Here is a 25,399-nt window from a genome sequence, read left to right as displayed (position 1 = left end):
CGGGCGCGTGCTCGGATGGCAGGCGCAATCACCGATCGCGCACTGCGGCAGGAACGGACGCGAGCCGGCGCAGGTAGGTGTTGTCCGCCTGCGCGGCCTTGCTGGCGCATTCCTGTGCTTGCCTGCCCAGGGTGTGCAGCAGGCTGATCTGCATGTTCAGCATGACGCGCTGCAGTTCGATCTCGTGCAGGTCGTGCAGCAGGTTGACCGGCGTGCTGGGGCTCGCCATCAGCTCCTGCCACAACGCCACGCCCATGGCCGATCGATCGTGCTTGCGCCAGCGAAGAAAGGTCGTGCCTGCGCCAGTGGTCTGCTGGGCCAGCTCGACGGGAAGCAGGTGGAAGGGATGCCCGCACGCCTGTGGCAGCACCTGTCGCTGCGCCAGGGCAATCAACTCGTCGCGCATGGCGAAGCACTGGCTGGCCCAGGCCTCGAAGTCCCCTTTACCTTTAAAAGGCTTTAAAAGGCCTTTTAGAGAGGCCGCGTGTTCCAGCCGCATGAAGGCTGGCTGTTCCAGACGACGGAAGTAGCGCGGTTCGCGGTTCGGGTCGCTCATGCCGGTTCGTCCTCGCCGGCGGCTGTGGACTTGGCCTCGGCCGAATCGGCGGCAGCGCCTTCGTCGGTGGGAGATGCGGCTGCGGCAGCGCTATCACCACGCTGTTGCAGACCACGGCGCACGACGGGCGGCGCAAACTTCGAGCGGCGCATGCCTTCGAGCACGTCCTGCGGCAGTTCGCCGAACTTCTCCAATGCTGCCCGAGCTGCGGCGTTCTTGGCCGCGAAGTCGTCGCGGGTGCAGCCCGAGTAGCGGTATTGCTGGGCCAGGCTGAACAGGCTGCGCAGCGCGTGGGCACCTTCGTTGAGCCAGCGCTCCAACGTCGAGCGATCGATCAGCGCGGTGTGGTGGGCGAGGATCAGCTTGCGGGCGATGTCGTCGTAGTCGGCCAGCAGATAGACGGCGGCAAAGCCGAGCTGCGCGTTCACGAACAAGGGGAGCTTCACCGGCTGCACGTTGAGGTTCTCACCCAGGCTCAACGCCGCAGGCACGCCGGCCAGTGCCTGGTCAACCTGCTCGCGCAGCGATTGCAACGTGGTCCTGGTCTGGTCGAGCTTTTCCTCGATGCGCAACATCCACCAGTCGCTGTACGGGTCGTCCTGCTCCGAGCCGCGCTTCATCTTGTTCATCACGGCGATGTAGCCGTTCAGGCCGACGATGCCGGGTCGCCCCTCGGCGGCGGCGCGGCCATGCCAGATGCGCGAGGCGTGGTGGGTGTGCAGCGTCAGCGACATCGCGCTGCGCAGGGAGCCGAGGTTGAGTTGCAATGGTTCGTTGCTGGTTGCCATGGTGATCGCTCGCTGGTGGACAGGGAGCCGCCAGCATCCGCATGCAGCGGAAGGCAGTCAGTCAACAAACCGAAATGAGCCGACCCCCGGTTCTGTGCGCGCTGGCGGCGCAGCGCGCAACGGTCCCCTGGGGACCGCTCCGCAGATGGGCACTCACATCGGCGTTCCCGTCCTCGGTTGTTGACGGTATGCGTGCTGCACCGCACGTCGCGCTGCCGTTCGACACGATCCTTCGCCGCGCAGCCGTCCCCAGGGGACCGTTCCGTTGAGCGCCATGGAGGTCTGCTTCATGGTCTTGCATGCGCTCTACTCAGGTTTTGCGCAGCATGTCGCGCCGTCGCCCGGCGCTTCACCGCACAGCCGTCCCCAGGGGACCGTTTCTGCCGACCGCCATGGAGATCTACTTCACGGCTTTGACAAGCCCTGTGCTCAGGATTTGCGCAGCAGATCGCGCAGGCGCTCGATGTGCTGCCGGGCCACCTCGGGCGGCACGACGTTGCGCGGCGGCTCGGTTGGTGGCGCTCGCGCCGCCGATGGTGTTGGCGGTGCCGGGCCGGTCTGCTTGGCCCAGGCATTGAACTCGCCGCGCATGGCGCGCTGGATGATGCCGAACAGATAACCGGCGGGGTTGCGGATGCCATGCTTGCCGCACCGTGCGGCCCATTCGTCCAGCACGGCCTGCCGCAGGGCAGCGTCCACCTGCTGCAACGCCATCTTGGCTCCGGCCTGCTGTTCCGCCTTCAGTTCCGCGAAGCGCTTGGGCCATTGCAGGTCGCCCAGCGCACGCGCCTGCGCGGTAGTACGTACTTCATCAATACGACTACTACGTACTGTACGGTCCTGCTTCGAATTCCGAAGAGCGCCGTCTGGCGCGGGTTTCGGCCCTGCTTCGGATTCCGAAGATGGGCGATCGCCATTCCGAAGAAGGCTCGCGGGCCCTTCTTCGGAATCGTGGACCGCATCCTCCTGTGGATAACTTTCGGAGGCGGTGATGCCCTGGTCGGCCAGGCGCTCGGCGAGCACTTGCAGCCGCGACGGCAAGGTGCGTCCGGACAGCATCGGGTCGTCCGCGATCTCCTGGAGGGTGTTGAGTCCCACCACCTGGACGGCCTTGGCCGAATGCCCCAGCGACTGGCTGACCAGGGCCAGGTAGTCGGCGTCGAGTTGCATCGCCTCGAACGGCGTCAGCGGTTCGTCGTGCAGGACGTAGAGGTTGCCGAGGATGCGACCGGTCTTGGGGTCGCGCCGTCGTCGCACGAGGCTCAGCCAGCGCGTCAGGCGCAGCAGCGTCAGCGCCCGCGCCACGGTCTCATGGGAGGCCTGGCCTGCGCAGGGCATCGACGCCAGCCAGGGGCGCAACTGCTCATAGGTGGGAAATGCCGTGACGCCATCGTCGTTGAGCATCAATCGGAACACCTGCCAGGCGTTGCGCTCCAGCGGTGTCAGGCGGCGGTCGAGGAACAGCCGCCGCGGCACGCTCTCGTGCCGATTGCCACTGAACAGGAAGGCGTCGCCGGACGTAGGAGGCGTGGGCGTTGGAGCAGGCAGGGACGCGGGAGCGCCAGAGCTGGACTTGGGCGCGAGGTCCTTCAGCGCAGCGTCGAACAGGTCGGCGAGTGCGATGGGGCCAGGGCGCTGGGCTCGTGGGGCGGTGTCGTCCACGGCCATGGCCTAGCCCAATCCCTGATCGACCCAGTTCCTGATCGCGGCCCAGACCACCGAGAGCGGCAGCGACATGCCCTCGGCCAGGTCCATGGCCGCATCGAGAATCGAGGTCTCGTCCTCCAGATCGACGTTCCTGCTGCTGGTCACGGCTTTCCATTGCCGCCACAGTTCGGTGTCCTGGGTCTCGTCCAGGACGGGGTGGCGCCCCTTGCGCTTGGGCAGGCCGAGGATCTCCCGCCGCAGGGCGACTTCCTGATGGGTCAGGCCATAGAAGCGGCTGACCATCTCCGTGCTGGCCCCCAGCCGCAGCATGCGATCGACCGTGGCGATTTCCTTCTCCACGTCCTGTGCCTGGTTGAGCAGGCGCTGCAGCACTTCGCGGTTGACCGTGACCGAGCACCACGAGACGCTGGCGTTGGCCAGCACGCTGATCAGCGCGGGGTGCTTGAGCGCATCCAGCTCGGCCTCGCCGAAGCCCATGGCCTTGCAGCGGCGCAGTTGGCCGTTGCGAAGGTCATACAGCGCCTGGGCAATCACGGCCTGGTTGAGCGGATGCGATGTGGACATGCGGCCTCCCTCGCTCACGTCCCGGGCGCCGTGGTGCCGGCTTCCAGGTCCAGCAGACGCCGGGCGAGGCGCAGCAGCCGAAAGAGCTTGACCAACGCCGTGTCGCTCAAGCGCCTTGCGCCGCTGCCATGGCCTTGGCTCTGGCCGTGCAACAGGGTCGGCAGGTCGGCGGCGAGCTGCGCGCCGTCCAGGCCCGCTTCGGCGACGGGCTGACCCGTCAGGGAAGTGAGCAGCGTCAGCACCGCGCGGCCGAGCGGCGACGGGGCTTGGCCGCGGGCGCGGCACGCAAACCCGATGCCATCGGCGCGATCCTCGATGCACTCGTCCAGGCCTGCCTCCCCGGCGATCTCGCGCGCGAACTGCGCGATGTGGATGCGCAGCCGATCGGGCGTGTCCAGGCCGGCGTCGATGTACCAGACGTCGGAGATCGGATAGAGTCCGCCGGCTTGCACCGGGATGGACTGCAGCACGCTCGCCGAGAAGTCGGGCGGCAGCGCATCGCCCAACTGGTCGGCGACCATGCGCTGGATCGATTGGAGCCGTTCTGTCGTCGGTGCTGGCGAGACGATGTGCTCGCGAAGCAGATCGCCCGGTGCGGCCGGCTGGCTTCCCGTGGCCGCTTCGCCAACCGCCGTGTCGTCGTGGCGCAAGGTGGGCTCGGACGCCGGAGGGCTGGCGGGTGGAGGACCGGCCGCCGCTGCAGGCGTGGCGATGGACGATGCTGCGCCCGGCGGAGTCGGCGTGCCGGCGGTGGGCGAAGGCAACGCCGGCTGCGCCGCAGGTGGCGTCGGGTCACTGACCAGCGCCCGGTGGCGGCTTTCCGATTCGGTCAGGTCCAGCGCCAGCACGTCGTAGCCGATGCCCAGCAGCTCGGACATCTGGCCGATCAGCTCGTCTTGCACGCGCTGCGGCGCGAACTCGTCGCCCTGCGTGTCGAACTGCGCCAGCACCTCCTGAAAGAAACTGTCGAAGTCCAGCGGCAGCGAACGGTCCTTGGCGTAGTGCTCCCAGGTGCGTTTGCAGGCCGTGCGCATGACCGACAGCCGCTCGACCTGGTGGCGCCCCAGGCCGCCATAGAGCACAGTGGGAATGGCGGGCAGCAGGTAGCGCACCGCGTCGGCCATGCGGGTGATGTGCGACCGCTGGACGGGGAAGCCATCGGCCGCCAGGCGGCGGGCCAGTTCCGACTGGCTCAGGGCGGCGCCGCTCTCCTGCTCGTAGAACTCCCGTGCTTTCTCGACGCCGAGCGCGCGCTCGATGAACGTGAGGCCGCCGCGCAGTTCGTTCTCGGCAAGATGCCCGGTCAGCGCGACGATTTCACCGCGCTCCGGCCATGGTCGGAACAGGCACGATATGCGGAAGAAGCGTTCTTCCTTGGTCTCCGACCAGAGTTCGCGCAGGATCGCCAGTCGCGTGTTGCCGCCGTTGCGGATGATGTAGTGGTCCTCGCCGGGCCTGCGCGTGATGGCCGGCGCCGCGTCCAGGCCGCGCTCGCGGATGGATGCCTTGATTTCCTCGTAAGCCGGGTTGCGCTTCATGCGCGGGTCATGGTCGTAGGGCCGCAACTGGTCCAGCGTCACGACCATGGGCGTGTCCGCGATCGGGTCGCTCAAGGCCGTAGCCGCTGGGCCGCTGCGCTCGAAGCCGGCCGCGAGCAGCTTGCCTGCCATGTCCTGCGAGGTCATGTCAGCCATGGCCGCACCCCTCGCAGTCCCCACGACCGCCGGCCGGCGCCATGCGGGCCTCTCGCTCGGCGCGGCGGATCTGCGCACGGGCGTTCAATTCGGCCCGGTGGTCACTCGCTGTCGAACTCGTGTAGATCGCCGCGCAGCCGGCCTTGGTGAACTTGAGGTGCCCGCCCGGCGTGCGCTTGACGTGCCAGCCCTCACCGACCGCGAACTCGATCAGGGCGCGCAGCCGCTTGTGGCCGCGGGCCAGCTCATGTGCGTTCGCCATGGGGCCTCCCAGGATCAAGAGGTCGCTGCGGGCGGCCGGATACTTGAGCCAGTCGGTCCTGCCATTGCGGGAACAACTCGCTGGCGAGCGCGCGCATCGTGTCGAGCGCGGCAGGGGCGACTCTGCCGGGCGGCTGGCGGTGCTCGACCCGATGCACCGGCAGGCCGCGCGTTGCGGCACGTGGATACGCTTCTATGGCCGGCACGTCGGTGGCGAGCACGCGGATGCCGGCGCTGTCCTGGAACAGGTCGCGCAAGGCCTGCTGGATCAGCCGTGCGTTGGCGGACACCGGGTGGACGCGGTTGATGAGCAAGTGCAGCGGCGGCGGTTCGATGCCCAGGTGCCGGTACGGCGCAATGTCTTCGAGCAACTGCATGGTGCCGCGCCGCAGCTCGCGTGCCGCGAGGATCTCCGGCGTGACGGGCGACAGCGCGAGATCGGAGGCGAGCACCGCCATCTCCAGCAGCACGGAACGCGCGCCCTGGGTGTCGATCAGCACCAGGTCGTAGAGGGGAGCAAGTGCTGGCAGCAGATGCCGCAACCGCAGGCGGCCATCCGGCGCATGCAGCAACAACGTGTTCAGCTCGCCCCGGTGGTCGTCGGACAGCACCAGGTCCAGGCCCGCGATGATCGTGCGGGACACGAGCTGGCCAAGGTCGCGCTCGTTGAAGGCCAACAGCTCATAGATGCCGCCCGGCGCGCGCTGGGTCAGTTCGTAGTAGGAGGACAAGGTGGGCTGCACGTCGAGATCGAGCAGCAGCACGCGCAGGCCCGCGTCCGCGGCGAGCCCGCCCAGGTTGGCGGCCGTCGTGGTCTTGCCGACGCCGCCCTTCGTTGAAATGATGGACACGACCTGCATGGCGCTCTCCGGCTGGGAATGGGAAGTCCGCGGGAGAGCGGGTCAGGTCCGGTGGTTGAGGCGCTCGGCGATCCACTGGTCGATTTCGATCGAATCCCAGCCGACAGCGCGCACGCCCAGGCGCAGCGCCTGAGGGAACTGGCGCTTCTTCATCAGGTTGTAGATGTGGGCGCGTTTGAAGCCGGACTTCGCTTCGACTTCATCGAGCCGCAGGATGCGGCGCTCGTTCGGCGGGAGTACAGGGGTCTGCGACATGGCGGTCACTCCTGAACGCTCGGTGGCGTTTGTTGGCGTGACCTCTATTCAATAGACCTGGCTGCGGAAAGACATTGCAAATGCAATCTCCGCGATTGCACATACAAGCTGGATAACCTCATGCGCTTGCGCTACGAACGTACCTCTTAGCGTTGGCGAACTTTCCGTTTAAGGTGCGCTCAGTGATGCCCATGGTGCCGCCGTAGTGGGCGACCAATGCAGAGACAAGGGCCTCCTGCGTTTTGAAGCTGGAATAGGGCACGCCTGAAGGCGACTGGCTCAGCATCAGCGTCAACATCCCTCCAATGATGTTGAGATAGGTCGTTTCCGCCCGTTCGCTGATCTCGCATTGCTTGGATGCCAACAGCACCGAGGATTGCTTGAGTAGCGTGTCGTGCTGCTCCTGCAGTTCTCGCATCTCACGTCGGGCTTGTTCAAGCGCGGCCTGAAGGGCCAGCCGCTCCACGAGGATCGCCTGTCCTGTTTCCATGGTGATGAAAGGATGCGCCATGCGTTCGCCACGGCTGAACAGAAATCCTGGCCGGTGCTCGGGATAGTGGGTGCGCATCCAGCGTTTTAGATCGACATGGCGAACAGTCAGATCCAGAGAATTGAGCAGGTTCGGATCATTGAGCGTGATCCCGTTCTTGCCGTAGGGCAGCTCTCCGTTGAGGATGCCGTCATAGATACGTTCCGAGTGCAGCCGGCACTCATTCCATCGAGGGCAGTTCAGCGACCGAGGCAGGACACGCGGTGACGCGATCGTGGCCAGGATCATCGGGAGATACCGCAGCAACCCAGCCCATCGGATGGCCGCCTCGATGGGACGATAGAACACCTTTGATGTTGAAATGTCCTTGTGCATGTCTTCGTCTCCTTTCGGGTGCGCTACATCACCGGCTCCTTTCTTGCCCAAGGGCTGTTGTGTCGTTATGGCCTGCGACGGACGCTTGAGGCGATGCCCTAAGCGAAGGCGGAGGAGGCCATTGGCGTCCGCCGCAGGTGGCCTTGTCTTGCTTGATATGCAAGAATCGATCAGTTGCCGGCCCATCGAGCGATGAGGACGCAAGCTCGATATTGGCGCTCACGGTACCAGCGTCATAGGTGGCGCAAAGCCCATCAAGACCGATTTGGTATGGTCTGATATCCAGACGGTTCAAGACCAGCGAGTTGAAGCGTTCGACGCCCCTACGTCCAGTTGGGGACTGGAAATCAGCGGTTAGTGATGCATCGCTCCACATGCTGATATATCGACAAAGTATCTGCCGCAGTACCAGTGACCCTGCCAGGTTGCCCCAGCACATAGGAGACGGAGATGGCTGAACATTCCCATGAACATCAACATCACACATCCGGTCAGATGGGTAAGCACGGCCGACCATACGCCAAGTTCTGGGTGAACATGGTGTTGGGCCTCGTCGTCATGTACTTCGTAATGTTCAGCATGATCGACGGCGCCAGGGACTTCAGAAACAATCTCAACATGCTCTACATGGCGGTCACTATGTGGGCGCCAATGGGCATCTTCATGCTAGCGACAATGCCCGGCATGTTTCCAAACCGGCGGCTCAATCTCGTGCTGTACGGCTTGTTTGCCGTTCTCACACTCGGTTCTTTTGCCGCTACCCGTGCTCAAACCGGAATCGGCGATCGACAGTTCATCGCGTCTATGGTCCCGCACCATTCGGGAGCGATCCTCATGTGCCGCGAGGCGCAGCTCTCAGATCCGGAACTCGTCAACCTATGCCAAGCGATTTCCGATGGCCAGCGCGCGGAGATCGAGCAGATGAACCGGATTGCTGCACGCCTTCGTTGAGGCTGGCTGCCACTACACTGGCGCCGCGTTGCGCTCCGGCGAAGTTAGCCGCAGCGATGTAAAGATGAGTACTTGCGGTGTTCCGATGCCGGCGGTTGTGTCCTACAGCCGTCCAGGTGCCAGGTAGTCCACGCGACACCACCCCGCGCTGCCTGCGGAGCGAGCGCAAGTCATGATCGTCGCAAGTTGGAGTTCGATAGCGAACCCGCTCAGCAGCTGGACGCATCAGGCGTAACGACGGGTGGATGGATCATCCTTGGACGCTGGTGGAAGTGGTTGGATGAACTTTGTTGCCGAGGGCGAAAAACAAGGCTATAATTGAGTTCTTCGCTGATCACCACAGTGGAGAAAGTGATTGGGAAACAGAGACTTAGCGCTCTAGTGCATGACTCGTTTCCCGCTCCAAATTCAAACCCCGTATATCGAACGATATACGGGGTTTTTTTATTGGCCGATGCCGGTCGGGCTAGCACTTGAGGAGGGCAACTCTTGGCCTTCTTCTCGCTGACGTAGCGCGGCGTGCTTGATGCCAGATGCGCATTGCGCTTGGTGCTCCGCGGCGCCAGGACTTCTGTCGTAAACAAGATCGCATCGTTGTGCGTGGCGCTGCGTGGATGCTGCGGCTGGTGCTCTCCAGGCGCACGGAAGGGCACTGCGGCCTGCATGCTATGCAATGGCGCGCCGCTCCATCTCGTCTGGCATCGCTGATCACGTCTACCGCAGCCGTGATCACCAATCTGCTCGCGCTGTTCCACCTCAGCCTGCGAGGCGCTGACGGTTGCGGTGATGTCCGAGACAGGGGAGCGGGCTGAGGGCGCGTCATGCACTTGTAAGCGCAACGCAGAGGCTGGACTGCTCAATGCGACAGCGCTGCAGGCAAGGTTTGTCGACGCGTCGATGGCGTTGCGCACTTTGCAGTGCCACGAGAGCGTGCCCGGGGCGGGAATCGAACCCGCATAGCCTTGCAGCTGAGGGATTTTAAGTCCCTTGCGTCTACCAGTTTCGCCACCCGGGCATTGCGATAGCGTGCCTGATTGCGCGCCGATTGTGAATCTCCGCGTCGCCAGTTCGCCGCACTCATGGTCCGATGGTTGCCTGCGCTATGCTCCCACCGCGCAGGCGCGCAGCAACCGGCTGCGCACGATCGAAGGAACCGCATGTCCAGCACCACGCTACTCGCTCCGCAGCAGGCCCGCATCGCGGTGATTGGATTGGGCTATGTCGGCCTGCCGTTGGCCGTCGCGTTCGGCGAGCAACGCGATACGTTGGGCTTCGACATCGATGCGCAGCGGGTCGCGCAGCTGCGCGACGGCCACGATGCCACACTGGAGCTGGACGACACCGAGCTGGCTGCCGCCACCCGGTTGCGCTACACCGCGAATGCTGCGGACCTGGCTGCGTGCAGCATCTTTATCGTCACCGTGCCGACACCGATCGACAGCTTCGAGCAGCCCGACCTGGAACCGCTGCGCAGTGCCACCACCTTGATCGCCGCTGCGCTCAAACCCGGCGACCTGGTGATCTACGAATCCACCGTCTACCCGGGCACTACCGAAGAAGTCTGCGTGCCCTTGCTCGAAGCCGCATCGGGGCTGCGTTTCAATGACGACTTCTTCTGTGGCTACAGCCCCGAGCGCGTCAACCCGGGAGATCGCCAGCGGCGTCTGCGCGATATCCGCAAGATCACCTCCGGCTCCACCGCAGAAGCCGCCGATGCGGTCGACGCGCTGTACGCCAGCATCATCACTGCCGGCACCTGGCGGGCGCCGTCGATGCGCGTGGCCGAGGCCGCCAAGGTGGTGGAAAACATCCAGCGCGACGTCAATATCGCACTGGTCAACGAGCTGGCCTTGATCTTCGACAAGCTGGGCATCGATACGTTGGACGTGCTGGAAGCCGCCGGAACCAAGTGGAATTTCCTGCCGTTCCGCCCCGGCCTGGTCGGTGGTCACTGCATCGGGGTGGATCCGTATTACCTGATGCACAAATCCGAAAGCGTGGGCTATCACCCGGACCTGATCCACACCGCGCGCCAGGTCAACAACCGCGTCGGCCGGCACGTGGCCGAGCGCGTCTGCGGCATGCTGGCCACGCGTGGCGTGGTGCTTGCGCAGGCGAGGGTGCTGGTGCTGGGCGCCACCTTCAAGGAGAACTGCCCGGACCTGCGCAACAGCCGCGCGCTGGAGCTGGTGCAGCTGCTGCAAGCCGCTGGCGTGCAGGTCGACACCTGCGACCCGTGGGCCGACCCCGCAGAAGCGCTGCAACACGCCGGCGTGCAGTTGTGCGAGCTTGCGGACGAGGGTGCGTACGACGCCGTCGTGCTGGCAGTCGCGCATGCGCAATACCGCGACTACGACACCCAGCGTATTGCCGCACTGGGCAAACCGGGTGCGGTGATTTACGACGTCAAATCAGTGTGGCCGCGCGAGGCGGTCAGCGATCGTCTGTAGCGCGGTCGGTCTGCTGCAGCCATTGCACCGCGCCATGCGCGGCACGTAATCCGCTGGCGAAGCAGGCAGTCAGCAGATAGCCGCCGGTCGGTGCTTCCCAGTCGAGCATCTCGCCGGCGCAGAACACGCCAGGCTGCGCGCGCGCCATCAGCTGCGTATCCAGCGCCTCCAGCCGCACGCCACCGGCCGAGCTGATCGCCTCGGCAAGCGGACGCGCTCGCAACAGGCGTAACGGCAGGCGTTTGAGCGTACGCGCCACCAGCGCCGGATCGTCGCCCGCCTGTTTGCCCAGATGTTCGTAGAGCAAGGCGGCCTTGACGCCGTCGATGCCGACCTGCCGGCGCAGATGCTCGCTGAAACTGCGTCCCTTGCGCGGTTTTTCCAGTTCGGCGCTGATGCGTTCCAGCGAGCGTCCCGGGAGTAGGTCCAGGCCAAGCTCGGCGACGCCATCGGTATCGATCTGCGCGCGCAGATCCGCAGCCAGCGCATAGATCAGGCTGCCCTCGATGCCGGTGGACGTCGCAACGCACTCGCCCTGCAACTGATGCGGCGTGCCATCGCGATCCTGCCAGTGTGCGACCACGGGCTTGAGCGGCGCGCCGGCATGCCGCTGCACAAAATGCGGGCTCCAGGCGATGTCGAAGCCGCAGTTGGCCGGCACCAGCGGCGCCACTGCAATGCCGCGTTCCTGCAGCACGCCTTGCCAGAGGCCATCGGAGCCGAGCTGCGGCCAGCTGCCGCCACCAAGCGCCAGCACCACGGCATCTGCGGTGCGTTCGACATCACCGGTGGGCGAGTGGAAACGCAAGCCACCGTCATCGCTCCAGCCAAGCCAACGGTGCTGCACATGAAACACAACGCCTTGTTCCTTGAGTCGGCGCACCCAGCCACGCAGTAGCGGCGCGGCCTTGCGATCCATCGGGAACACGCGCCCCGAGCTGCCGACATAGGTCTCCACGCCCAGGTCGCGCGCCCAGGCGCGCAGCGCATCCGCATCGAACTGCTGCAGCCACGATGCGACGGCCTCGCTGCGCTCGCGATAGCGCTGCGCAAACAACGGCATCGGATCGGAGTGGGTGAGGTTCAAGCCGCCCTTGCCGGCGATCAGGAACTTGCGCCCGACCGAACCCTTGGCTTCGTACAGGTCGACCGCAAGGCCTGCCGCACATGCCACCTCTGCCGCCATCAGGCCGGCCGGCCCACCACCGATGATGGCCAGCCGCCGCTTGCTCGCATCCGTCATTGCTCAGCCCTTCAGCGCGGCTGCACGCCGAGCAATTCCACATCGAACACCAGCGATGCGCCGGGCGGGATCACGCCGCCAGCGCCGTTGTCGCCATAGCCGTACGCGGGCGGAATCATCAAGCTGCGCTTGCCGCCCACACGCATGCCGGCCACGCCCTCGTCCCAGCCGCGAATCACCTGATGGCCTCCCAGCACGAACTGGAACGGCTCGGCGCGGTCGAGCGAGCTGTCGAACTTCTTGCCATGCTTGTCGGCGGCTTTTTCGTCGTACAGCCAGCCGGTGTAGTGCACGGTGACCAGCGCGCCCGGTGTGGCTTCGGCACCGGTGCCGACGTTGCGGTCGATCCGCTCAAACGTGGCGATGGTGCCGCCGGACGGCGGCAGGGCAGGCGCACAGCCCGCGAGCAGCAGGGCAGCACAAAGCGTCAACAGAAGGCGCATGGGATGGTCCAGCAAAGGGAGTGCGTCATTATCGCACCTGGCTCCCGGTATCATCGCGCCCATGGCCAAGCTGCTGCTCAATCTGCGCAATGTTCCCGATGACGAAGCCGACGAGGTGCGGGCGCTGATGCGCGAGCATCTGGTGCAGATCTACGAAACCCGGCCCAGCAATTGGGGCATCTCCGCCGGCGGCATCTGGCTCAGTGACGATGCCGATCACCCGCGCGCCAAGGCGCTGATGGATGCGTATCAGGCCCAGCGCGGCGCCGTGGCGCGTGCGCAGCGCCAGGATGCGCTCGCTGCCGGCACGGCCGAAACCTTCGGCGCGCTGCTGCGCAAGCGGCCGTTGTTCGTGATCGCCACGTTGGTCGGCATGCTGGTTGTCGCCTCGCTGGTCCTGCTGCCGTTCCTGCTGTTGCGCGGCTGATCGCACCTGCGGCCGCATCGGCTTAAAATGGCCGCATGATCACCAATACCGCTGCCTACCAATTCGTTACCATTCAGGACCCGCAGTCGCTCGCCGACAGCGTCCTGGCACACGCCGGGCAGCAGGCCTTGAAGGGATCGGTGCTGGTGGCCGAAGAAGGGATCAACCTGTTTCTGGCCGGCGAAGCCGAGCAGATCGACACGTTCTATGCGTGGCTGCAGGCCGATGCGCGCTTTGCGCAGATGCGCATCAAGTACAGCCTGAGCGCGTTGCAGCCGTTCGCGCGGCTCAAGGTGAAGGTCAAGCCGGAGATCATCAGCTTTCGCCGCGACGATGCCTCGCCGCTGCAGGGCCGTGCGCCTGCGGTGACGCCCGCCACGCTGCGCGAGTGGATGCGGGCAGGGCGCGATGATCGCGGCCGCCCGCTGGTGCTGCTGGATACGCGCAATGCCCAGGAAGTGGCGTACGGCACGTTCCAGGGCGCGCTGACGTTGCCGATCGACAAGTTCACCGACCTGCCGGCGGCGCTGGAAGCGCATCGTGCTGCATTGGCCGACGCCACCGTGGTCAGCTTCTGCACCGGCGGCATTCGTTGCGAGAAGGCGGCGTTGTGGATGCAGGCCGACGGCATGGACAACGTACTGCAGCTCGAAGGCGGCATCCTCGGCTATTTCGAAGAAGTCGGTGGCGAAGGCTATGACGGCCGCTGCTTCGTGTTCGACGAACGCGTTGCACTCGATGCGCAATTGCGCCCATTGGTGGATGCCGAGCGCAGCACCGAAGCAGGAAAAATCTGACCGAGCGCGAGTGAAATGCCCGATGTTCGCGTATTGGGCGCGCTCGCATCATCCGATCACGCCGCGATAGTGCATGCAATGCCTACCATGACACGCGGCGGCAGAGTACTTCGCGTTCTGACTCGAACGTAATACGTCGCATCGAGCTTGCCCTGAATTATTCACGGAGATAGGCTGCACCAGCCAGCCGCACAGCGAGGACAACAAGGATGACCATCAGAGTTTTTCTGATCGACGATCATGCACTCGTGCGTACCGGCATGAAGATGATCCTGTCCAAGGAAGTGGACATCGATGTGGTGGGAGAGGCGGAGAGCGGGGAAGCGGCCTTGCCGCAAATTCGTCAGCTCAAGCCCGAGATCGTGCTGTGCGATCTGCACCTGCCCGGTGTCAGCGGCCTGGAAATCACCGAGCGCATCGTCAAGGGCGATTACGGCACCCGCGTCATCATTGTCTCGGTGCTGGAAGATGGCCCATTGCCCAAGCGTCTGCTCGAAGCCGGCGCATCGGGGTATGTCGGCAAGGGCGGCGATGCGCAGGAGTTGCTGCGCGCAGTGCGCGAAGTCGCACTGGGCCGGCGCTATCTCGGCAATACCATTGCGCAGAATCTGGCCCTGTCCAACCTGGAAGGGGGCGGCTCGCCCTTCGACGCGCTATCGCCGCGCGAACTGGAGGTCGCCCTGTTGCTGACCCAGGGTCTGCGCCAGGAAGACATCGCCAAGCGCTTGAACCTCAGCGCCAAGACCATCAACACGCACAAGGCGCGCCTGTTCGAGAAGGTCGGCATCCAGGACAACATCGCCTTGGCGCGTCTGGCCAATCAGTACGGCCTGACTGATCCGGCGCGGACCTTGTAAACCGCGCCTTCGGATTTTCGCGCTCGCAGACACAGCCGTCAGATGCTGCTGCACAACGCGTCGATGAAAACAGGCATACGCTGTTTTGCGCAGGAGCGGCACTCCGGCGTGCAAGCGAACGCGCGTGCTCACGTCGGCATTCACTGCCCGAGAGGCGCTTCGCTTGCGACGGCTGCCGATGACGACGTGTCGCTACAGCGCAGTGCGCCGCGCCATTGGAGCAGAGCGATCGAATCGGTCTGGATGCCGCTGCATCCGATGGCGAGTGGTTGCCGATACGCAGCAGCGGACATTTCGGTCTGCTGGCGTGGATGCACTTACGGCGCAGGGCCACGATGGCGCTGGCTTCTGCCTGAGTCCTGATTTTGGCGGCAATCGCCCCGGCGCTCGTTGATGCGGCGGGAAACAGTGCCCGGGTCAAGCGCGACTGCGAGCGCAGCAACTGTTTCGTTGCGATTCCTGCAAGGCCTGGTCACCCACTATCGGCATGACACTGCCGCACGCAAAAACAAGGCGGCCCGAAGGCCGCCTTGTTTGACACTGCCCGCCTGGATTCACGCAGGCGGTTTCAACCGGCTGGGAAACGATCAGTGATCGCCACGCGGCTTGTTGGTGTCGTCCTGCTGCTCCTGCGCGTCATCGCCATTGCGCGCTGCATCTGCCGGCTTTGCTGCCTCTGACACGACGACCGTCGGCTTCGGCTTGTCGGCAGTGTGCTCGTTGGCGTCTGCAGACAGCACGGGCGTGACCGCTGCAGGCCGCTCAGGCGCCTTGTACGGCACCGGCGTTTCGGCCTGCGTCGATGTCGCGGTCGCTGCTGCTGTTGCGTCGGCCGGAGCCAATGCGTCAAGCAGCGTGGTCTGCACCGGAGCGTACGGCTTGCGTGCCGGCGCAGCATCGGCAGCCGGCGAGGTCTGCGGCACCGTGGCGGTGGACGTCGCAGCAACATCGGCAGCCGGGCTTGCCGCCGTTGACGGCTCGGCATGCGGCGGCCTGGATGTCACGACGTCTGCCTGCGCGCTGGAAGGCGCAGCAGCGACCGGCTTGGGCACACTGACGGCTGCCGGTGCTGCGTCGGTTTTCGCCGGCTCCGCTTGCGTTGCTGCCGCAGCTGCAGCCGGTGCTGCCTGTTCCTGCCGAGCAACCGCAGGCGCTGCAGCGTCGGCAGATGCCGACGATGCCGACGGCACCGACGTTGACTGCACAGCCGGTTCGGGCGAACGCACGACCGAAGGAGCCGCACGCTCGACCGGCTGAGCTGCAGGAGCCGCAGCTGGCGTCGCGACCGGAGCCGAGGTGTCAACCTGCGTCGAGGCAGCGGACGGAGCCGGAGCGGCAACCGGCGCCTGAGCCAGCGAGGTCGCTGATTCCTGCGCAACAACCGGAGCCTGAGACGCTTGCGGGGTCGTCGATGCAACGGCAGAAGCCTGCGCAGCCGGTGCCGATGCAGCCGACGCCGTGTTGCTGGCCGAGGCGGTTGCACCCGGTGCCGCGGAGGCCGCCGATGCATTGCCACCTGCCTGCTCGGCTGCGGTGACTGACGGCGTTGCAGCCTGCTGCTCGAACGACGGCGTGGCATTGGAAACCGGCGCCGTGGTCGACGTCGTGTCAGCCGCCAGCGGTGCTTCCGCACGTTCCTTCGGAACCGGACGCGGCTTCACTGCGGCCGGAGCGCTGGATTCCGGCTTGGCGCGTACCGATACCGCAGGCGTGGTCGCGTCATCGTCGAAGTCGAACTCCGGTTGACCGGCGCGCGGGGCAGCCGAGGTGTGGACCTGCGCACCGGCTTCGTCGCTCTCGTTGTCGCCATCGAGATCGCCTTCGGCATCGCCGTCCAGATCGTCCGTCTCCAGACCATCGACGCCGGTACCGCCTTCACCGTTTGCGCCAGCGCCACGACGACGACGACGGCCACCGCGACGACCGCGACGACGACGGCTGCCGCCCTCGCCATTTGCCGCATCATCGCCTGCTGCCTCCGGCGGCTGACCCTCCGCATTTGCATCGGTACCGCGATCGGCGTGCGACTCGGTCACGATGACCTCGACCGGGTGCGCCGGGGTGGCCGCAGCTGCCGCTGCCGGCGTTGTGGGTGCTGCGGTGTCGGCAATTGCCGCGACCACGGTGGCAGTCGTTGCGGTTGCAGCGGTGGAGGTCAGCGTCTGCGCCGAGGCAGTGCCTTCTTCCTGACGCGCAGGGCGCTGCTGCCGCTCTGACGGCGCGCCGTCCTGCTGCTGCGCAGCTGCACGCGGCGGGCGCGGTGCCTGGTTCTGCGGCTTCTGCTTCTGCTGCTGGGCCTGCTGCTTGGGCTGTTGCGGTGCCTCGTTGCGCGGCGGTTTGGGCACCTGCACCTGCTGCGCCTGACCGCCGTTTTGCGCAGCCTGGCCATTGGCCGGCTGACGGCGCTCGTCACGACGCTCCTTGTTGGCGCCATTGCCGTTGCCGCCATTGCCGCGGTGCTGATTGCCACCGTTGCCACCGTTGCGGGCATCGCGGCCGTCGCGACGCTGGCCGCCACGATCGCCACGCTCGTTGCGGCTGCTGCGGCCGGCATCGTTCTGACGCGGACGCTGGGTCGACTCGGGCGCAGGCGCGACCGGCTCGACGCCGCCGAAGATGCGCTTCAGCCAGCCGACCACGCCTGTCACCGGCGCGGGAAGCGGCAGTGGCGCGACCGGAGCCGGTGCAGGTGCAGCGGCAACCGGGGCAGGGGCCTCTTCACGTAGCGGAGCCGGCTGGCTCGGCTTGATCGAGGTCACTGCCGGCGCAGCCGGGATATTCAACTGTGCCTTGGTCAGCGCATGCACCGGCAGCTTGCGCGGGGTGCCGCGCTGGTAACTCGGCTTGCCGCTGTCTTCGCCCAGCTCGTTCTCACGCAACCGCGTGACTTCGTAGTGCGGGGTGTGCAGCTGTTCGTCGGCGACGATGATGATTGGCGACTCGTGGCGCTGCTCGATCTCGCGCAGCGCGCTGCGCTTTTCGTTGAGCAGGTAGTTGGCGATCTCCACCGGGGCCTGGACCAGCACCTGTCCGGTGTTTTCCTTCATGGCGTGCTCTTCGGCCACGCGGATGATCGACAGCGACAGCGACTCGACGCTGCGCATGCGGCCATGGCCGTCGCAGCGCGGGCACACGATCTGGCTGGATTCGCCCAGGCTCGGACGCAGACGCTGGCGGCTCATTTCCATCAGGCCGAAGCGCGAGATGCGGCCCAGCTGCACGCGTGCGCGGTCGTACTTGAGCGCGTTCTGCAGCTTGTTTTCCACTTCGCGCTGGTGCTTGGTCGAGGACATGTCGATGAAGTCGATCACCACCAGACCGCCCAGGTCGCGCAGGCGCAACTGGCGGGCCACTTCCTCGGCCGCTTCCAGATTGGTCTGGAAGGCGGTTTCTTCGATGTCGCTGCCCTTGGTGGCGCGCGAGGAGTTCACGTCGACGGCGGTCAGTGCCTCGGTCTGATCGACCACGATCGAGCCACCCGACGGCAGGCGCACGTTGCGCTCGTAGGCGCCTTCGATCTGCGATTCGATCTGGAAGCGGTTGAACAGCGGAATGTCGTCGGTGTAGTGCTTGAGCTTGCGCAGGCTCTGCGGCATCACCTGCTGCATGAACTCCTGGGCATCGGCATACAGCTCCGGCGTATCGACCAGGATTTCGCCGATGTCGGCGCGCAGGTAGTCGCGCAGGGCGCGGATGATCAGGCGCGATTCCTGGTAGATCAGGAACGCGGCCGGCTTGCTGAGCGCCGCTTCGGCGATCGCCTTCCAGGTCTGCAGCAGGTAGTCCAGATCCCACTGCAGTTCTTCGGCGTCACGGCCGACACCCGCGGTGCGGATGATCACGCCCATGTCGTCGGGGATGTCGAGCTTGTCCAGCGCTTCCTTCAGCGCGGCACGGTCTTCGCCCTCGATCCGGCGCGAGACGCCACCGGCGCTGGGCGAATTGGGCATCAGCACCATGTAGCGGCCGGCCAGCGAGATGAACGTGGTCAGGGCGGCGCCCTTGTTGCCACGCTCTTCCTTGTCGACCTGCACCACGATTTCCTGGCCCTCACGCAGCAACTCGCGGATGGTCGACTTGTTGTGGTCGACACCAGCCTGAAAATAGTCGCGGGAGATTTCCTTCAGCGGCAGGAAGCCATGGCGCTCGGCGCCATAGTCCACGAACGCCGCCTCCAGCGAGGGCTCGAGCCGGGTGATACGGCCCTTGTAGATGTTGGACTTCTTTTGTTCCTTGGACGGCTGTTCGATGTCGATGTCGTACAGGGTCTGGCCGTCCACAATCGCCACGCGCAGCTCTTCGGCCTGCGTTGCGTTGATCAGCATTCGCTTCATTGTTGCGTTCCTCTCGCGCTCTACCGCGCGGAACGCCGTGACGTTTCGCCTCTGGAACAGCTTGTCGGCCCTTCGCGCAACGCGCGGACAGGCCTGACCAGGGTTTCCAGCGCTGCAACACCACGGCAGGCCGCGGGAGCGCTTGTCTTAAGTTTTATAGGTGTTTCAGGGCCGGCAGCCGCGTCCGGACGAACCGGGGCAGCGCACGGGACATGTTCAGCGCGACGGTCAAAAACCGCCGGCGATGGCCGGGTAGGCCGGTGAGCCGCTAACATGGCCGCCCCGGGGGCGGTGGTCGCGCACTGTGCCGGAATCATCGGAAGGCAGGCTTCTGGCCAATCAACTTCCAACGAAATCAAACCCTTATCTCGCTCGCCGAGTGTAACAGAATAAAGAGCCGGATGACCGACCCCCAAACCCCCAAGCCGCCCACCGACCGTGTGGGCGTGCGCATTCTCAAAGTTCCGGAAGACCGTACTGGGCAGCGGCTGGACAATTTCCTGCTCGGCCAGCTCAAGGGCGCGCCACGCAGCCTGATCTACAAGCTGGTGCGCAGCGGACAGGTGCGGGTGAACGGCGGGCGGGCCAAGGCCGAGCGCAAGCTCGAGGGTGGCGAGGAAGTGCGGATCCCGCCGGTGCGCGTGGCCGAGGAGGGCGACAAGGCGGCGCCACCGGCATCGTTCCTGGCGCGGCTGGAAGCGGCGATCGTGTTCGAGGACGCGCGGCTGCTGGCGCTCAACAAGCCCTCCGGGGTCGCCAGCCATGGCGGCAGCGGGATCAGCTTCGGCGCCATCGAAACCCTGCGCGCCCTGCGGCCGAACCAGACCCTGGAGCTGGTGCACCGGCTCGACCGCGATACCTCCGGCCTGCTGATCGTGGCGAAGAAGCGTTCGGCGCTGACCGAGCTGCAGGCCTTGATGCGCGAGGACGACCGTGTCGAAGGGCGCGGCATCACCAAGCGCTATCTGACCTTGCTGGTCGGCCGCATGCCGGACGGGGTGATGACGGTCGATGCGCCGCTGCACATCGGGCTGCGCCAGGGCGGCGAGCGGCATGTGCAGGTCAATGCGATCGGCAAGCCCTCGCTGAGCCACTTCAAGCTGCTGGAGCGACGCGGCGGGCACTCCTATTGCGAAGTCCGTATCGAAACCGGCCGCACCCACCAGATCCGCGTGCACGCCCAGCACCTGGGGCATCCGGTGGCCGGCGACGACAAGTACGGCGAAGCGGAGGTCAACAAGCGCCTGCGCGACCAGCTCGGCCTGAAGCGCCTGTTCCTGCACGCTGCTTCGCTGGAATTTGCGCTGGATGCCGGCAAGACGCCCTATGTGTTGAGCGCGCCGCTGGCGCCGGAACTTGCCGAGGCATTGGACCGGCTGGGGCGCTGAGGCCGCAGTTGCGCCGCGGCGACGCATCCGTCCCGGTCGTGGCCGCCAGCGCGTCGCCGATGTGTCCTGGCGGTCGAGCCGATGGTCGTGCCGGCACTGCGGCTGCGGTTCGGCCGGGCGTTAAGGCGTGGCGAAGCGGAACAACACCAGGCTGATCGCCAGTGTGCCCATGCCGGCCACCAGGCCGTAGACCGTCTCGTGGCCCTGCGCGTAGCGCTTGGCCGCCGGCAACAATTCGTCCAGCGCCAGGAACACCATCACCCCGGAAATCAGGCCGAACACCGTGCCGAACACCGCTTCGGACAGCACGCTGGACAAGGCCAGATAGCCGATGCCGGCACCGATCGGCTCGGCCAGTCCGCTGAGCAGGCTGGCGCCGAAGGCGTAGAACTTGTTGCGGGTGGCGAAGTACACCGGCACCGCAATGGCGATGCCCTCGGGAATGTTGTGGATGGCGATGGCGAACGCGAGCGGCATGCCGACCGCGGGGCTTTCCAGTGTGGCGAAGAAGGTCGCCAGGCCTTCGGGGAAATTGTGCGCGGTGATGGCGATGGCGGTCATCAAGCCGACCCGGCGGATATAGGCACGGTTGTCGTCGCGGAACAGCGGATCGTCGCTGGACAGGCTCTGGTGCGGGTTGGGCACCAGGCGGTCGATCACCATGATCAGCAGCATGCCGGCCAGAAACGCCAGCGTGCCGAAGGTGAAGCCGAGCTTGTCGTTGTAGGCGTTGGAGAACGAGGCGATCGACTTGTTGAGAATCTCCGACAGCGACACATACACCATCGCACCGCCGGCGAATGCCAGCCCGAATGCCAGCAGGCGCGGGTTGGGCTTCTTGGAGAACACGACCATCAGGCTGCCGAGTCCGGTCGCCAGGCCAGCGGCCAGCGTGACCGCAAATGCGGTCCAGACATTGTGGGATGACACTTCGAGCATGTGACGCACGACCTCGTGGAATAGAACGTACTCGGCGGGGAGCGTGGCGACTGCTGCTGCGCACTTTGCGCATGACCACACTGCGGCTGCAGGATGGCCATGCCTGGATGACGAACGCGTGGTGTCTGGCGCGATAACCCTGACGCGTGCACGCTGGCATCAGGCGTGCACCGTGGGTAGCTGGAGCTGATGCAGGCCGTTCGCCGTGCTCAGCCTTGCGTGCTGCGCGCCGGCGCGTTGCCGCGGCCGTACGCGCAAGGCATCAAAGGCGGCTTAGCCGCCTCGACGCGCACGCTCTTCGATGGCGAAGCATTCGTCGGGGCGCGGCACCGGCGGCTTGAACGCGACCGGTACCTGGATCGTCTGCGGCACCGCCTGGCCATTGCGCGTGGCGGCCCGGAATTTCCATTCGCGCACGCGGCTTTGCGCGGCTTCGTCCAGCACCGGCTGACCGCTGCTTTGCGATACCGAGACGTCGGTCGGGGTGCCTTCGACACCGACCACGACCCGGAGCACGGCGGTGCCGCCGATGCCGGCACAGGCCAGCTGCGGGGAGTATTCCGGCGGCGGGGTCTTCAAGGCGGCCAGTTCGGTCGGTGCCACCGCCGGTGCGGCGGGCTGCTGCGACGACTTGCCACACCCGCTGATGCCGACGGCAAGGAACAGGCCGGCGAGGGCGGCGCGAGACAGGGTCATGGGGTGGCTCCTTGATCGTAAAGCTGGGCGGCCTTGGCCGCACAGATGAAGTCGTTTTCGCTCAAGCCGCCGACGTCGTGGGTGGAATAGCGCACCACCACGCGGTCGTAATGCACGCCCAGGTCAGGGTGGTGCTCTTCGCGGTGGGCGATCCAGGCCAGCGCGTTGACGAAGGCCAGCGTGCGGTAATAGTCGGCAAAGCGGAAGGTGCGGGTGATCGCCGTGCCCAGTTCGGCCAGCTCCCAGCCCGGCACCTGCGGCAGCAGTTCAGCCAGACGCGCTTCGCCAAGCTTGTGGTCGCTGCCCTTGCGCGGCAGGCAATGGGCCTGTTCCAGGGGAATCAGATCGGTCATGACAGTCTCGCAGGGGGGGCGGACAGCGCGTTCACTCAGGATCACGGTGTTCCATGAGCGCAGGCGCATTGAGCGGTAGAATAACCCGCATGATCCAGATATCCGACAAAGCCCAAACCTATTTCCGCAAGCTCATCGAACGCGAGGGCGTGCCTGGCATGGGCGTGCGCCTGAGCGCGGTGGACGCGGGCACCCCGCGCGCCGACGCCCGGCTGGAGTTCGCCGAACCGGCTGACCTGAGCGGCGACGAATGGGCAATCGACTGCGACGGCTTCACCTTATATATCGTCGCCGCCAGCGTGCCCTGGGTGGATGGCGCCGAGATCGACTACGTCACCCAGTCCACCGGCAACCAGCAGCTCACCATCAAGGCGCCCAAGATCAAGGGCGAAGCGCCGGCCGAGTCCGCATCGATGGTGGAGCGTGTGCGCTGGGTGGTGGAGAACGAGATCAACCCACAGCTGGCATCGCATGGCGGCCGCGTGGCGGTGCAGGAGGTCTCGGCAGAGGGTGTCGTGCTGCTGCGCTTCGGCGGCGGTTGCCACGGCTGCGGCATGGCCGATGTGACCTTGAAGCAGGGCATCGAGAAAACCCTGATGGGGCGCGTGCCCGGCGTGATTGCGGTGCGCGACGCGACCGACCACGCCACCGGCGACGCGCCGTATATCCCGCGCGACAGCGCGGCCTGATTCCCCGCCACCGGTGACCACGGCCGCCGATCTGCTGCAGGCACTGCGCGCGCGCATGCCGGGCAAGCTCATCCTGGATCGGCGCACCGGCCTGCCTTACGGCTGGGCAACCTGGATGAGCAGTCGCCTCGGGCCGGCGGCTGCGTTCGACGATGACCAGGTGATGGGCGTGCTGCTGGCACGGCCAGCGCCGCATGCAGGTGCTGGCATGGCGTTGCTGTTGTCGCCGTTCCAGGCATTTCGCAGCCTGTGGTGGCAGCACTGGGAGCCGCGACCGAAAGACCAGCGACCACAGCACTGGCTGGCGCTGCTCGGCAGCCTGTTGATCCATCTTGGCTTCATCGCACTGCTCGTTTGGGTCGTCACGGTGCGCTGGGCGCCGGATGACACCAAGACCGGCGACGAATCACGGGTGCGCATGACCTTCATCGGCGACGGTGCGGCAGAGCAGGGCGGTGGGCAAGGGCAGCCCGCTGACGCTGCGCAGGCCGCCTCGGGCGATGCGGCTTCGGCGTCACAATCCAGTGAGTCCGCTGCGACTGGCAGGCCGAACGGGTCAAGCGCAGCGCCGTCGGTGCCTGCGCCTGTCGAGTCCGTCGACCCTCCTTCAAGCACAGCCCAGGCCCAGGACATCGCGCCGGAACCGGTGGCTGCCGCTGCCAGCGAACCGGTGGCGCCGGAGGTGCCACGCGTGGCCGTACAGGTGCCGCCGGTGACGATCGAATCGCCGCTACAGGTCACCGAAACACCGGTGGCCACGAACGACTTTGTCGTGCCGCCGCCGCCGACGATCACGGTGGCGCCGCGTCCGGTCGAGTCGGCCGCACCGCAGATCGAGGTGCGTCAGCGCGATGTCCAGACCGTGACCGAGCAGCCGCAGCTGCGCGAATTGCAGCGTCCCGCTTCGACCGTCGCGATACGCACTGCCAACGCACCGACGGTGCGCGAGCGGGAAATCGTCGTGCCGGACCGGCCCCAGGTCGTTGCGCCGTCGGTGCGCAGCCGCGAGATCACACCGACGGTGCGCATGCCTGAGGTGGCCATTCGAACGGCCGAATTGCCAAACGTGCCGGACCCGGCGCCCCAACCGGCACCGGCCGCGCCAGCCCAACCGACGCCGGCGACTCCAGCGCCGACGCCGTCGACGTCGGTAGCGGCAGCAACCCAGCCATCGGCGGCCTCCACGCAGCCCAATCAGGCACAGGCGAATTCGGCGCGATCGGCGCAACCCAGCAGCACCACGGCAGCAGCCGCATCGGCAGCCAAGCCGGCGACCAGCAATGCCGGCCCGGCGCCAGCAGACCGCAGCGGCGGCTGGGATGTCGCGGCCAACGCGGACGACTGGAGCAAATCCGACCGTCGTCGCGCCGGCGAAACCACAGGCGCCAATGGAGCACGCAACGGCATGTTCAACGCAGACGGCAGCGTTCACGTCGCCGCCGGAGCCGGCGATGCCGGCAACGGCGCCGGTGATCGAGGATCGCCGGGCAGCGAAACCGATACCTGGACCCGCGACCAGATCGTCCAGGGCGGCACCTGGCTCAAACGTCCGCCGTACGGCTACACACCGACCTCGCTGGACAAGTACTGGATGCCGAACCAGTCGCTGCTGCAGGAATGGGTGCGGCGCGGCCTGAAGAAGATCGAGATCCCGATCCCGGGAACGACCACCAAGATCAGTTGCGTGGTGTCGTTGCTGCAGTTCGGCGGCGGCTGCGGCCTGAGCGACCCGAATCTCAACGATCAACCCGCAACGGCCAGACCGCCGCCGGATGTGCCGTTCAAGCCGGAGCTGCAGGAAGACAATGGGGCTGTGAGATAGCCGGCCACTAAGTCGGATCTGACATAATATACATTATGCGAAATTGCGTATCGGGCGATACGCGCACGACTCCGCTGGCTGTGGATCAAGACTTGCCTGCCGAACCGTTCCCCTAGCGAAACGGAGATCGCCGCATGACTGACACCTACAATCTTGACCGTCGCCCGCCGTGCTGGCCTGTTGGCGAGCAATGCCCAAACAGCTGCGCGGCAGATCTACATCGGCGCGTCGTTACGAACCATCTGGAACTCACCGGTCCGTGGGCTGGCTGGCGCGTGGCTGGGCGCGACCTGGTTGCACCGAGCGGCGAACGGATCCCAGAACGTCGGCTGCGCGGATTGCTCTGGCATGCCAATGTCAGCGACATACGGGATTCGGTCCGCAGGCGGAATGCCAAACGCAAGACGGTTCAGCAGTCGATGCTCAAGGTGGTCGTGGTGGATCTTGGCGAATGGCGAGAACGCCACTTCGGACGCATCGCAGGATAAGGCGTTATCCG

The 25,399-nt window shown here is 65.9% G+C and carries 24 protein-coding genes and 1 tRNA gene; 9 read left to right on the top strand and 16 right to left on the bottom strand.

Annotation, left to right across the window (positions count from 1 at the left end; all coding sequences use genetic code 11):
• Positions 1–28 precede the first annotated feature (28 nt).
• The 9 genes from ACCQ04_RS10450 to ACCQ04_RS10410 all read right to left on the bottom strand — a co-directional run bounded on the left by ACCQ04_RS10450 (position 29) and on the right by ACCQ04_RS10410 (position 7,511).
• A complete protein-coding gene (locus ACCQ04_RS10450) occupies positions 29–556 on the bottom strand; it encodes a DUF3158 family protein (protein WP_003098978.1) in 528 nt (175 codons plus the stop codon).
• On the bottom strand, positions 553–1,344 hold the full coding sequence (locus ACCQ04_RS10445) for a PFL_4669 family integrating conjugative element protein (protein WP_003116836.1): 792 nt from the start codon (positions 1,342–1,344) through the stop codon (positions 553–555). The genes ACCQ04_RS10450 and ACCQ04_RS10445 overlap by 4 nt, the downstream gene beginning before the upstream one ends.
• 429 nt (positions 1,345–1,773) lie before the next feature.
• Positions 1,774–3,012: an STY4528 family pathogenicity island replication protein gene (locus ACCQ04_RS10440; RefSeq protein ID WP_003116837.1), complete on the bottom strand. Its 1,239-nt coding sequence runs from the start codon at positions 3,010–3,012 to the stop codon at positions 1,774–1,776.
• 3 nt (positions 3,013–3,015) lie between these two features.
• Positions 3,016–3,576, bottom strand: coding sequence for a DUF2857 domain-containing protein (locus ACCQ04_RS10435; RefSeq protein ID WP_003090097.1), 561 nt, complete (start codon positions 3,574–3,576; stop codon positions 3,016–3,018).
• 14 nt (positions 3,577–3,590) lie between these two features.
• A complete protein-coding gene (locus ACCQ04_RS10430; RefSeq protein WP_004350508.1) occupies positions 3,591–5,270 on the bottom strand; it encodes a ParB family protein in 1,680 nt (559 codons plus the stop codon).
• Positions 5,263–5,532, bottom strand: a complete 270-nt coding sequence (locus tag ACCQ04_RS10425; protein WP_003050422.1) for a hypothetical protein — start codon at positions 5,530–5,532, stop codon at positions 5,263–5,265. Before ACCQ04_RS10425 ends, ACCQ04_RS10430 begins: the two co-directional genes overlap by 8 nt.
• A complete protein-coding gene (locus tag ACCQ04_RS10420; protein WP_003098988.1) occupies positions 5,516–6,391 on the bottom strand; it encodes a ParA family protein in 876 nt (291 codons plus the stop codon). The genes ACCQ04_RS10425 and ACCQ04_RS10420 overlap by 17 nt, the downstream gene beginning before the upstream one ends.
• A gap of 42 nt (positions 6,392–6,433) precedes the next feature.
• The gene (locus ACCQ04_RS10415) at positions 6,434–6,646 is read right to left on the bottom strand and encodes an AlpA family transcriptional regulator (protein WP_003090093.1); all 213 of its coding nucleotides are present in this window, start codon (positions 6,644–6,646) and stop codon (positions 6,434–6,436) included.
• A gap of 118 nt (positions 6,647–6,764) precedes the next feature.
• Positions 6,765–7,511, bottom strand: coding sequence for a hypothetical protein (locus tag ACCQ04_RS10410; protein ID WP_003098991.1), 747 nt, complete (start codon positions 7,509–7,511; stop codon positions 6,765–6,767).
• A gap of 450 nt (positions 7,512–7,961) precedes the next feature.
• Between ACCQ04_RS10410 and ACCQ04_RS10405 the strand changes: the two genes are divergently transcribed.
• Positions 7,962–8,462, top strand: coding sequence for a DUF305 domain-containing protein (locus ACCQ04_RS10405; RefSeq protein ID WP_003098996.1), 501 nt, complete (start codon positions 7,962–7,964; stop codon positions 8,460–8,462).
• A gap of 931 nt (positions 8,463–9,393) precedes the next feature.
• Here the strand turns inward: ACCQ04_RS10405 and ACCQ04_RS10400 are convergent.
• Positions 9,394–9,477: transfer RNA gene (locus ACCQ04_RS10400), tRNA-Leu, on the bottom strand.
• A gap of 142 nt (positions 9,478–9,619) precedes the next feature.
• On the opposite strand from ACCQ04_RS10400, the gene ACCQ04_RS10395 reads away from it, so the two are divergent.
• The gene (locus ACCQ04_RS10395; protein WP_054592961.1) at positions 9,620–10,912 is read left to right on the top strand and encodes a nucleotide sugar dehydrogenase; all 1,293 of its coding nucleotides are present in this window, start codon (positions 9,620–9,622) and stop codon (positions 10,910–10,912) included.
• Here ACCQ04_RS10395 and ACCQ04_RS10390 read toward each other — a convergent pair.
• Together ACCQ04_RS10390 and ACCQ04_RS10385 are read right to left on the bottom strand one after the other, a co-directional pair.
• Positions 10,896–12,155 (bottom strand): TIGR03862 family flavoprotein, encoded by a 1,260-nt coding sequence (locus ACCQ04_RS10390; RefSeq protein WP_184613977.1) that lies wholly within the window; start codon positions 12,153–12,155, stop codon positions 10,896–10,898. The genes ACCQ04_RS10395 and ACCQ04_RS10390 overlap by 17 nt on opposite strands.
• A gap of 11 nt (positions 12,156–12,166) precedes the next feature.
• On the bottom strand, positions 12,167–12,598 hold the full coding sequence (locus tag ACCQ04_RS10385) for an FKBP-type peptidyl-prolyl cis-trans isomerase (protein WP_065031450.1): 432 nt from the start codon (positions 12,596–12,598) through the stop codon (positions 12,167–12,169).
• A 61-nt stretch (positions 12,599–12,659) separates the two neighbouring features.
• Between ACCQ04_RS10385 and ACCQ04_RS10380 the strand changes: the two genes are divergently transcribed.
• From ACCQ04_RS10380 to ACCQ04_RS10370, 3 genes are all read left to right on the top strand, one after another.
• On the top strand, positions 12,660–13,025 hold the full coding sequence (locus tag ACCQ04_RS10380; protein WP_046342793.1) for a DUF6164 family protein: 366 nt from the start codon (positions 12,660–12,662) through the stop codon (positions 13,023–13,025).
• 35 nt (positions 13,026–13,060) lie between these two features.
• Positions 13,061–13,822 (top strand): sulfurtransferase, encoded by a 762-nt coding sequence (locus tag ACCQ04_RS10375; RefSeq protein ID WP_024938668.1) that lies wholly within the window; start codon positions 13,061–13,063, stop codon positions 13,820–13,822.
• 209 nt (positions 13,823–14,031) lie between these two features.
• Positions 14,032–14,679, top strand: coding sequence for a response regulator (locus tag ACCQ04_RS10370; RefSeq protein WP_024938667.1), 648 nt, complete (start codon positions 14,032–14,034; stop codon positions 14,677–14,679).
• Between the two features lie 587 nt (positions 14,680–15,266).
• Here the strand turns inward: ACCQ04_RS10370 and ACCQ04_RS10365 are convergent.
• Complete coding sequence (locus ACCQ04_RS10365; protein ID WP_226427743.1) at positions 15,267–19,004, bottom strand: Rne/Rng family ribonuclease; 3,738 nt, start codon at positions 19,002–19,004, stop codon at positions 15,267–15,269.
• A gap of 410 nt (positions 19,005–19,414) precedes the next feature.
• On the opposite strand from ACCQ04_RS10365, the gene ACCQ04_RS10360 reads away from it, so the two are divergent.
• Positions 19,415–20,401: an RluA family pseudouridine synthase gene (locus ACCQ04_RS10360; RefSeq protein ID WP_226427729.1), complete on the top strand. Its 987-nt coding sequence runs from the start codon at positions 19,415–19,417 to the stop codon at positions 20,399–20,401.
• A 120-nt stretch (positions 20,402–20,521) separates the two neighbouring features.
• Here the strand turns inward: ACCQ04_RS10360 and zupT are convergent, their stop codons facing one another.
• The 3 genes from zupT to ACCQ04_RS10345 form a co-directional block, all read right to left on the bottom strand.
• On the bottom strand, positions 20,522–21,340 hold the full coding sequence (gene zupT / locus ACCQ04_RS10355) for a zinc transporter ZupT (RefSeq protein ID WP_016904561.1): 819 nt from the start codon (positions 21,338–21,340) through the stop codon (positions 20,522–20,524).
• Positions 21,341–21,613: 273 nt separating this feature from the next.
• Complete coding sequence (locus ACCQ04_RS10350; protein WP_184455991.1) at positions 21,614–22,036, bottom strand: energy transducer TonB; 423 nt, start codon at positions 22,034–22,036, stop codon at positions 21,614–21,616.
• Complete coding sequence (locus tag ACCQ04_RS10345) at positions 22,033–22,389, bottom strand: 4a-hydroxytetrahydrobiopterin dehydratase (RefSeq protein WP_184609482.1); 357 nt, start codon at positions 22,387–22,389, stop codon at positions 22,033–22,035. The genes ACCQ04_RS10350 and ACCQ04_RS10345 overlap by 4 nt, the downstream gene beginning before the upstream one ends.
• Positions 22,390–22,478: 89 nt before the next feature.
• Here ACCQ04_RS10345 and ACCQ04_RS10340 point away from each other — a divergent pair, with 89 nt between their 5' ends.
• The 3 genes from ACCQ04_RS10340 (at position 22,479) to ACCQ04_RS10330 (ending at position 25,388) form a co-directional block, all read left to right on the top strand.
• Positions 22,479–23,078 carry an NfuA family Fe-S biogenesis protein gene (locus ACCQ04_RS10340; RefSeq protein ID WP_024938663.1) on the top strand — a complete coding sequence of 200 codons (600 nt, stop codon included), beginning with the start codon at positions 22,479–22,481 and terminating at the stop codon, positions 23,076–23,078.
• Positions 23,079–23,091: 13 nt separating this feature from the next.
• Positions 23,092–24,900 carry a transmembrane repetitive protein gene (locus tag ACCQ04_RS10335; protein WP_226427730.1) on the top strand — a complete coding sequence of 603 codons (1,809 nt, stop codon included), beginning with the start codon at positions 23,092–23,094 and terminating at the stop codon, positions 24,898–24,900.
• A gap of 134 nt (positions 24,901–25,034) precedes the next feature.
• On the top strand, positions 25,035–25,388 hold the full coding sequence (locus ACCQ04_RS10330) for a hypothetical protein (RefSeq protein ID WP_372358526.1): 354 nt from the start codon (positions 25,035–25,037) through the stop codon (positions 25,386–25,388).
• Positions 25,389–25,399: the final 11 nt, after the last annotated feature.

The organism is Xanthomonas sp. NCPPB 2866, from assembly GCF_041475745.2.
GTDB classification, from domain to species: Bacteria; Pseudomonadota; Gammaproteobacteria; order Xanthomonadales; family Xanthomonadaceae; genus Xanthomonas; species Xanthomonas arboricola.
The sequence above is the reverse complement of the archived record's forward strand: the minus strand, read 5'-3'. Positions and strand labels throughout refer to the sequence as shown.

Coding starts and splice junctions, on each gene's coding strand:
- zupT (WP_016904561.1), bottom strand. CDS start 21,340: ATGCTCGAAGTGTCATCCCACAATGTCTGGACCGCATTTGCGGTCACG.
- ACCQ04_RS10360 (WP_226427729.1), top strand. CDS start 19,415: ATGACCGACCCCCAAACCCCCAAGCCGCCCACCGACCGTGTGGGCGTG.
- ACCQ04_RS10430 (WP_004350508.1), bottom strand. CDS start 5,270: ATGGCTGACATGACCTCGCAGGACATGGCAGGCAAGCTGCTCGCGGCC.
- ACCQ04_RS10410 (WP_003098991.1), bottom strand. CDS start 7,511: ATGCACAAGGACATTTCAACATCAAAGGTGTTCTATCGTCCCATCGAG.
- ACCQ04_RS10375 (WP_024938668.1), top strand. CDS start 13,061: ATGATCACCAATACCGCTGCCTACCAATTCGTTACCATTCAGGACCCG.
- ACCQ04_RS10365 (WP_226427743.1), bottom strand. CDS start 19,004: ATGCTGATCAACGCAACGCAGGCCGAAGAGCTGCGCGTGGCGATTGTG.
- ACCQ04_RS10380 (WP_046342793.1), top strand. CDS start 12,660: ATGGCCAAGCTGCTGCTCAATCTGCGCAATGTTCCCGATGACGAAGCC.
- ACCQ04_RS10385 (WP_065031450.1), bottom strand. CDS start 12,598: ATGCGCCTTCTGTTGACGCTTTGTGCTGCCCTGCTGCTCGCGGGCTGT.
- ACCQ04_RS10395 (WP_054592961.1), top strand. CDS start 9,620: ATGTCCAGCACCACGCTACTCGCTCCGCAGCAGGCCCGCATCGCGGTG.
- ACCQ04_RS10420 (WP_003098988.1), bottom strand. CDS start 6,391: ATGCAGGTCGTGTCCATCATTTCAACGAAGGGCGGCGTCGGCAAGACC.
- ACCQ04_RS10445 (WP_003116836.1), bottom strand. CDS start 1,344: ATGGCAACCAGCAACGAACCATTGCAACTCAACCTCGGCTCCCTGCGC.
- ACCQ04_RS10450 (WP_003098978.1), bottom strand. CDS start 556: ATGAGCGACCCGAACCGCGAACCGCGCTACTTCCGTCGTCTGGAACAG.
- ACCQ04_RS10370 (WP_024938667.1), top strand. CDS start 14,032: ATGACCATCAGAGTTTTTCTGATCGACGATCATGCACTCGTGCGTACC.
- ACCQ04_RS10345 (WP_184609482.1), bottom strand. CDS start 22,389: ATGACCGATCTGATTCCCCTGGAACAGGCCCATTGCCTGCCGCGCAAG.
- ACCQ04_RS10415 (WP_003090093.1), bottom strand. CDS start 6,646: ATGTCGCAGACCCCTGTACTCCCGCCGAACGAGCGCCGCATCCTGCGG.
- ACCQ04_RS10390 (WP_184613977.1), bottom strand. CDS start 12,155: ATGACGGATGCGAGCAAGCGGCGGCTGGCCATCATCGGTGGTGGGCCG.
- ACCQ04_RS10425 (WP_003050422.1), bottom strand. CDS start 5,532: ATGGCGAACGCACATGAGCTGGCCCGCGGCCACAAGCGGCTGCGCGCC.
- ACCQ04_RS10340 (WP_024938663.1), top strand. CDS start 22,479: ATGATCCAGATATCCGACAAAGCCCAAACCTATTTCCGCAAGCTCATC.
- ACCQ04_RS10435 (WP_003090097.1), bottom strand. CDS start 3,576: ATGTCCACATCGCATCCGCTCAACCAGGCCGTGATTGCCCAGGCGCTG.
- ACCQ04_RS10440 (WP_003116837.1), bottom strand. CDS start 3,012: ATGGCCGTGGACGACACCGCCCCACGAGCCCAGCGCCCTGGCCCCATC.
- ACCQ04_RS10405 (WP_003098996.1), top strand. CDS start 7,962: ATGGCTGAACATTCCCATGAACATCAACATCACACATCCGGTCAGATG.
- ACCQ04_RS10350 (WP_184455991.1), bottom strand. CDS start 22,036: ATGACCCTGTCTCGCGCCGCCCTCGCCGGCCTGTTCCTTGCCGTCGGC.
- ACCQ04_RS10330 (WP_372358526.1), top strand. CDS start 25,035: ATGACTGACACCTACAATCTTGACCGTCGCCCGCCGTGCTGGCCTGTT.